Source organism: Neisseria sp. P0021.S005 (genome assembly GCF_051956955.1).
In genome coordinates this window covers 1-8070 of record NZ_JBQCWY010000109.1, presented here as the reverse complement: position 1 = coordinate 8070, position 8070 = coordinate 1, and the positions used below count along the sequence as shown (strand labels likewise).

At 45.0% G+C, this 8070-nt stretch carries 8 protein-coding genes; all 8 read left to right on the top strand.

Annotation, left to right across the window (positions count from 1 at the left end):
• The coding region (locus ACTHUE_RS08030; protein WP_440423242.1) for an ACT domain-containing protein at positions 1-636 on the top strand (636 nt) is incomplete at its 5' end.
• A gap of 794 nt (positions 637-1430) precedes the next feature.
• On the top strand, positions 1431-1901 hold the full coding sequence (locus ACTHUE_RS08025; RefSeq protein ID WP_150540649.1) for a pilin: 471 nt from the start codon (positions 1431-1433) through the stop codon (positions 1899-1901).
• A gap of 114 nt (positions 1902-2015) precedes the next feature.
• Positions 2016-2474, top strand: coding sequence for a pilin (locus ACTHUE_RS08020; protein WP_150540648.1), 459 nt, complete (start codon positions 2016-2018; stop codon positions 2472-2474).
• 390 nt (positions 2475-2864) lie between these two features.
• Positions 2865-3347: an Lrp/AsnC family transcriptional regulator gene (locus ACTHUE_RS08015; RefSeq protein WP_003684427.1), complete on the top strand. Its 483-nt coding sequence runs from the start codon at positions 2865-2867 to the stop codon at positions 3345-3347.
• Between the two features lie 117 nt (positions 3348-3464).
• On the top strand, positions 3465-4061 hold the full coding sequence (locus tag ACTHUE_RS08010) for a DUF1415 domain-containing protein (protein WP_049336044.1): 597 nt from the start codon (positions 3465-3467) through the stop codon (positions 4059-4061).
• 14 nt (positions 4062-4075) lie between these two features.
• Positions 4076-4435, top strand: a complete 360-nt coding sequence (locus tag ACTHUE_RS08005; protein ID WP_049336046.1) for a YbaN family protein — start codon at positions 4076-4078, stop codon at positions 4433-4435.
• A 442-nt stretch (positions 4436-4877) separates the two neighbouring features.
• On the top strand, positions 4878-6296 hold the full coding sequence (locus tag ACTHUE_RS08000) for a sodium:proton antiporter (protein WP_070503741.1): 1419 nt from the start codon (positions 4878-4880) through the stop codon (positions 6294-6296).
• 339 nt (positions 6297-6635) lie between these two features.
• On the top strand, positions 6636-7979 hold the full coding sequence (locus ACTHUE_RS07995) for a Na(+)-translocating NADH-quinone reductase subunit A (protein WP_070503744.1): 1344 nt from the start codon (positions 6636-6638) through the stop codon (positions 7977-7979).
• Positions 7980-8070: the final 91 nt, after the last annotated feature.

Here is an 8070-nt window from a genome sequence, read left to right as displayed (position 1 = left end):
CGGGAAATCCTCTGGCACACCGCAAACCTCGCCTACGACACCCAAAGTCCGGCCGTCCGCAGCCGTATCCTTCCCCAAAGCAACAGCCTTCAAGTCATGGTGTTCATGCCCAATGGCGACCGCCTCTTCGCACGCCTCTGCCGCATCTTCAGCAGCCACCGTTTCGACATCCAAGCCGCCCGCGCCTTCATTACCGAGCACGACTACATCCTCGACACCTTTATCCTGCAACTTCCCGACAATCTCCCGCCCGAAGAATATCCCGACCGCCAAAGCGCACTCGAAGCCGAACTCAACAGCTTCATCCACGGCAATACCACCGTCCAAAAACAAAGCGGCCGCCCGCACATCAGCCGCCGCATCCGCCATATTCCTATTCCGCCTACCGTAATCATCACCCCCGAAGAAGATTATCCCGGCTGGCACACCATAGACATCACCGCCGTCAACCGCCCCCATCTCCTCGCCGACATCGCCGAGACCTTCTTCGCACACAACATCAGTCTGCGCTACGCCAAAATCACCACCTTGGATCAGCGCATTGAGGACAGCTTCATCACCTACAGCCCATCCCTCCAAGACCCGCAAACCCAAAACACCCTAAAACAGGCATTGATCGAAGTCTTGACCCCATAAAGGCTGTCTGAACATCTTAAAAACATAGGGTGAGCATTTTTGCTCACCCTAATCACATCCAAACATATAAACATCCTGAATATACCCTTCTAAAACACTCAAGAAATCCAAAGCCTTAAAATGCGAACCAAAACTTCCTTCTGACATAAAACTACATTCCAAAATCATAACTCAAATGAATATAATTCCAATAACAAATTTTCATTCATCTATTACACCAAACCCTCTTTAAAAATCCTTCCTTCCAAATTTTCTCCTTATCCGTATTCAAACAAAATACGCATACAAAATAAAACCTATAAAAAACAAAAAAATAAAATAAAAAAATATTAAACTTACCGATTAATCCATAAAGATACCGCCCATCTAAATCAATTAACATATTATTAAACAAGCTTAATTTCTGACAAAAAACGTCACACACCCAAACTTATCTCCCTTTCCTGTCACAAAAAACACAAAACTGACAAAAAACGTCAACCCCCTATTTCCTTAAAATCCTGAAACTTTCAAACAAAACCTCATAAAACTTAAAAATTAAAAAATAAACCCAATAAAAACAATAAACAAAAAATAAAAAATAAATTTTTTAATCAATTTTGCGCACTTGGCACACAGACTGCTTGAAACAACACGTCCGATAAGGCCCAAGCCTCAAAGCAGCAAGCCCGACGGAAGCTGTATATTCCTTCTTACTTTATGGTTTACTCATAATACATAGTGCCAAGCACATTACGGACTTTTTACTTAAATTAAACATAATTATTCACACTTTCAAACTGGAGTTTTAATCAATGAAAGCAATCCAAAAAGGTTTTACCCTGATCGAATTGATGATCGTCATCGCGATTATCGGCATCTTGGCAGTTATCGCCCTGCCTGCATACCAAGACTACACTGCACGTGCCCAAGTTTCTGAAGCCATCACTTTGATGGAAGGTCAAAAGTCTGCTATTGTCGAATACTATGCAGATAAAGGTGACTGGCCTAAAGACAATAAAGCGGCAGGTATTGCAGCGGCTACTGATATTAAAGGTAAATACGTTGCTAAAGTTAATGTAGCTGATGGTGTTCTGACAGCAACAATGAAAGATAAAGATGTAAATAAAGATATCCAAAATGCAACTATTTCTCTATCGCCCGAAATTACTAATAAAGCAGCAAACTCCAAAGGCTCCTTCACTTGGACTTGTACTCCAGGAAAAACCAAAGGTGTAGATACAAAATTCTTACCTTCTTCTTGCCGCCCAGCTGCGAAAAAATAAGCTAGCTAATCTAATTTAAATATCTAACAAAAGATATTCGACTCAAAGCAAATCCCATAATAATTATGGGATTTGCTTTATAAAATAAAAATAAGAAAACGACATACTCAAAAAATGAAAAAACTACGCAACGCCCAAACCGGCTTTAGCCTGATTGAGTTGATGATTGTTATCGGCATCATCGGCATTTTGGCAGTAGCAGCTCTTCCCGCATACCAAAACTATGTTGCCAGAGCACAAGTAGCAGAAGGCATTATGCTGGCAGGCAGTATGAAAAGCTACGTCGAAGAAGCCTATGCGGATAAAGGCAGCTTGCCGCTTGACCTCAATATCAAGCAACTCGCTTCAGACGACAATAAAGTCGGTAACTATGTAAAGATTGTCCGTATTGAAGATAATGGCACTATTGTTGCCGCCATCGGTAATCAAGCCGCTGTTCCTGTGAAGAATACCGAAATCCACTTGACACCAAGTTTTGCAAAAACAGGTAGTACTAAAGGTACAACAATTTGGTCTTGCGGTGGCACCATGGATACACACTTCCTTCCCGTATCCTGCAAACAAAGCTTGTAAGCTTATTTCCCAAAACACAAAAATACATTGCGAAGAAAACCCCCAAACAAAGCCAAATACAAACGCGGAAAACGAACAAATCAAAAGAACAAAACTCTCCAAAACAAGGTCATTAAGAGCCTGAATCATCACATTACGAAAATAAATGCCGTCTGAAATCATTTTCAGACGGCCTCTTTATATCCAATCCTAATATGACATAAAACTTTTATCTTGATTAGTTTCAGACGGCCTTCATCTTTTCACAACTACATAAAACAAATTCGCAACACTCCTGATAAGACAATTTGTCGCCCATCTGAACTCAATATATAATTTAACCATACAAGTCTTTATTTTTAAGCATTTTTCATTTTTAAAACATACATTGCCTACATTGGGAGAAACATCATGCCTCATCTGAATTTAGATAAAACAGATTTAAAGATTCTGCAGGTTTTGCAGGAAAACGGGCGGTTGAGCAATGTTGAGCTTTCTGAAAAGGTGGCGCTCTCCCCTTCTCCCTGTCTGCGCCGTCTCAAACAGCTTGAAGATGCGGGCATTATTCAAAAATACGCGGCCCAGCTTTCTCCCGTATCTTTGGGCTTGGGCTTGCAGGCTTTTATCCGTGTATCGATTAGCAAGGCAAAAGATGCGCGTGAGGATTTTTCCGAATCTGTCCGCGCTTGGCCTGAAGTATTGAGCTGCTTTGCTTTAACGGGTGAAACCGACTATCTGCTCCATGCCTTTTTTACCGATATGAACGCGTTTTCCCATTTTGTTTTGGACACGCTGCTTTCGCACCACGGCGTGCAAGATGCGCAATCGAGTTTTGTGTTGAAAGAAATTAAAAACACGACCGCTCTGCCTTTGGTTCATTTGGTTCAGGATTGATGATTTGAAACTGATAAAGGCCGTCTGTTGTTCAGACGGCCTTTTAAATTCCAATGGTTTGCTTTCACGTCCATACACTTGTATACTTTTTAAGAATAATTCACATAAGCTTTTACTATGACTGACACCGCCCATCTTGATACCAATACTGTTTCAGAACATACCAAACAATGGCTGGAAAAAGCCGTTATTGGACTGAATCTCTGCCCGTTTGCCAAAGCGCCGCACGTTAAAAACCTGGTTCGCATCGTTGTCAGCAAAGCCCGTCATTTGGACGGTTTTCTTGAAGACTTGGATCGTGAATTGCAGCTTCTGGGCAATACTTCCGCTTCGGAATTGGAAACCACTTTACTGGTTCATCCGACACTGTTCCCTGATTTTGAAACCTTCAACCAAATGCTGGAAATTGCCGACGATGCCGTTGTTGAAAACGAATTGGAAGGCATTGTCCAAATTGCGCCGTTCCATCCTGATTTTCAATTTGAAGGCACAGAAGCCGACGACATCAGCAACTACACCAACCGTTCGCCCTACCCGACCTTGCACCTGATTCGTGAAGACAGTATTGCCAAAGCGGCTGAAGCATTTCCCGATGCCTCGGCAATTTTTGACCGCAATATCGCGCTGCTGGAAAAAATGGGGCATGAGGGCTGGGATAAATTAGACATTCCACGTTGTCCATTTCCACATCACAAGCCATCTGAAAACAAATAATTGGTGATGGGAAGATGGTTCGCTATTTATTGATTTTTTGCGGCGCATTGTCGCTCGTCTTGGGCATTATCGGCATTTTCCTGCCATTACTGCCGACTACGCCTTTCATTTTATTGACCGCCGCCTGCTGGGCAAAAGCTTCTCCGCGCTTTCACAATTGGCTGTATCATCACCGCCACTTTGGTCCGATCATACAAAACTGGGAAAACAACGGCGCTGTGCCACGCAAGGCAAAGTTCTTCGCTATCGGCATGATGGCCATTTCTTGCCTTTTTATGTTTTGGCAATTTCCAGAACGCTGGTGGATTGGTGCCGTTTCATCAATCTTCTGTAGCTGCGTGGCAGTGTGGATGTGGTTACGGCCGGAGGCATAAAATAAAACAGGTGGGCATTTTCGCTTACCTGTTTTTTATTTTCATACCCAATTTATCCATCAAAACAATCAGTAAGAACCAAAACACCCTATTCGACCCTCATTTTTCAGACGGCCTCCATTTATTCAATTAAATGTAAATTTTAGCTAAAATTAATTCAAAGTATTTTTTCGATAGCATTATTTCCGATATTTCAAACTCCTGTTTCAAAACCATTTTTTTACTACCTCCAACTATTCTACTCATTTTGATTCCTTTATTTGTATCAACATTTCTTTTGATTCCAACACTCTAAACCGTCCCTTAACACTTGCTTTGCGTTATACTTTCCCCTGACACAACCGCGCAGTTCGTCTGGATATTTTCAGACGGCCTGAATATTTCACCGCCGTGCTTTCTCAACGAAGTTCCTCACGGTGCAACAGAATAAAAAGGAAATACTATGCGCTCTCTCTCATTTTTACTGCTTCTTGCCGCCTTTCCTGCTGCGGCATCCGATTTTGACGGCTCATCCGCAAGCCTGCTTTGGGGTCTGCCGTTTGCACTGATTCTCTTGTCCATTGCACTCGGACCTCTGTTTTTCTCCCATATTTGGCACCACCACTTCGGCAAAATTACAGCGTTTTGGACGCTGCTGTTTTTAACGCCGTTTATCATCACCTTTGGTTTCGGAGCCGGCGTACATACCGTTGCCCATGCGTTGGTTGAAGAATATATCCCCTTTATCCTGCTGCTTTTAGCGCTCTATACCATTTCAGGCGGTATTTTTGTCAGCGGCGATTTGCACGGCTCACCTAAATTGAATACAACCCTGTTGGCAGTCGGCACGGCTTTGTCTTCCATCATGGGGACAACAGGCGCGGCGATGTTGATGATTCGTCCGCTTTTGAAAGCCAACCATAAACGCCACTACCGCGTTCACATCGTGATTTTCTTCATTTTCTTGGTAGCAAATATCGGCGGCGGTCTGACTCCTTTAGGTGATCCTCCGCTGTTCTTAGGATTCCTGAAAGGCGTAGATTTCATGTGGACGGTCAAACACATGCTGATGCCTGTATTAATCAGTTCTGTGATTTTGCTAGCCGTTTTCTACATCATCGACAGCCAACACTTCAACCGTGAACAAAGCGAGCACCTTGCTCCCGCTCCTTCCGATAAAGAAGAAAAAATCAAAATTTACGGCAAATGGAATTTCCTGTTACTGGCCGGCGTAGTCGGTGCGGTTTTGCTGTCCGGTTTGTGGAAACCAAATCATCCGGGCTTTGAAATCTTGGGCAGCCATTACGCTTTGCAAAACCTGATGCGCGATGGCATTTTGCTGGCTTTGACCGCCGTATCTTGGATTATCACGCCCAAACAGGTACGCGCAGGCAATGAGTTCAACTTCGAGCCGATTGCCGAAGTGGGCAAACTGTTTTTGGGTATTTTCATTACCATTTCGCCTGTTTTGGCGATTTTGAAAGCCGGCGAAACAGGTGCATTGGCTTCCGTTGTTTCTTTGGTTCACGACGCAGCAGGCAATCCGATTAATGTGATGTATTTCTGGATGAGCGGCATTTTGTCGGCATTCTTGGATAACGCGCCGACTTATTTGGTGTTCTTCAATATGGCCGGTGGCGATGCCCAAGCCTTGATGACAGGCCACCTATTCCATTCATTGCTGGCAGTATCCATGGGTTCCGTATTTATGGGCGCGCTCACTTATATCGGTAATGCGCCGAACTTCATGGTCAAAGCCATTGCCGAACAACGCGGCGTACCGATGCCTTCCTTCTTCGGCTATATGGCATGGTCGGTAATTGTATTGGTACCGCTGTTTGCCCTGCATACGATGATTTTCTTCGTTTGGCAGCTCTTTTAAACTTAAAGGCCGTCTGAAACTCAGACGGCCTTTTTTATTTTCAGCTATATCATCAAATATAGCGTTTAAATATCAAACAGTTAAAAATTATTTCCCTTAACATTCGATTACACATTCCTACTTTTTTCCCACTTTTCCCGTAAAAATAAGCGTAAAACTGACATAAAACAGCCTATACCTGATAAAATCTAAAGCTTTGTTGTTTGCGTTTATTCGTTGTTTTTATAGCAAACCTCTGCTTTTTTCAGACGGCCCATCCTTTGTTTCAAAGCATTACATGCCGTCTGAAAAAACAATCCGACATCCGAATCTCAACCCACCAAAAAGTAACGCATCCTTATGATTAAGATAAAAAAAGGCTTAGACCTGCCTATCGCAGGCAGACCGGAGCAAGTCATTTATGACGGCCCGGCCATTACCGAAGTCGCGTTGCTTGGCGAAGAATATGTCGGCATGCGCCCCTCGATGAAAATCAAGGAAGGCGAAGCCGTCAAAAAAGGCCAAGTGCTGTTTGAAGACAAAAAGAATCCGGGCGTAGTATTTACCGCTCCGGCTTCAGGCAAAATCGCCGCGATTCACCGTGGCGAAAAGCGCGTACTTCAGTCAGTCGTGATTGCCGTTGAAGGCAACGACGAAATCGAGTTCGAACGCTATGCACCTGAAGCGCTGGCAAAATTGAGCAGCGAAGAAGTACGCCGCAACCTGATTCAATCCGGTTTGTGGACTGCGCTGCGCACCCGTCCGTTCAGCAAAATCCCTGCCGTCGATGCCGAGCCGTTCGCCATCTTCGTCAATGCGATGGACACCAATCCGCTGGCTGCCGACCCTACGGTCATTATCAAAGAAGCCGCCGAAGATTTCAAACGCGGCCTGTTGGTATTAAGCCGCCTGACCGAGCGTAAAATCCATGTGTGTAAAGCAGCCGGCGCAGATGTGCCGTCTGAAAACGCTGCCAACATCGAAACACATGAATTTGGCGGTCCGCACCCTGCCGGTTTGAGTGGCACGCACATTCATTTCATCGAGCCAGTCGGTGCGAACAAAACCGTTTGGACCATCAATTATCAAGATGTGATTGCCATTGGCCGTTTGTTTGCAACAGGCCGTCTGAACACCGAGTGCGTGATTGCCTTGGGTGGCTCTCAAGTCAACAAACCGCGTCTCTTGCGTACCGTTTTGGGTGCGAAAGTATCACAAATTACTGCGGGCGAATTGGTTGACGCAGACAACCGCGTGATTTCCGGCTCGGTATTGAACGGCGCGATTGCACAAGGCGCGCACGATTACCTCGGCCGCTACCACAATCAGATTTCCGTTATCGAAGAAGGCCGCAGCAAAGAGCTGTTCGGCTGGGTTGCGCCACAACCGGACAAATACTCCATCACGCGCACAACCCTCGGCCATTTCCTGAAAAACAAACTCTTCAAGTTCAACACAGCCGTCAACGGCGGCGACCGCGCCATGGTACCGATCGGCACTTACGAGCGCGTAATGCCCTTGGATATCCTGCCTACCCTGCTCCTGCGCGATTTAATCGTCGGCGATACTGACAGCGCTCAGGCACTGGGTTGCTTGGAATTGGACGAAGAAGACCTCGCTTTGTGCAGCTTCGTCTGCCCGGGCAAATACGAATACGGCCCGCTGTTGCGCAAGGTGCTGGAAACCATTGAGAAGGAAGGCTGATTATGGGCTTGAAACATTTTCTTGAAAAAATCGAACCGCACTTCCTGCCGGGCGGCAAACATGAAAAATGGTATGCCCTCTACGAAGCTGC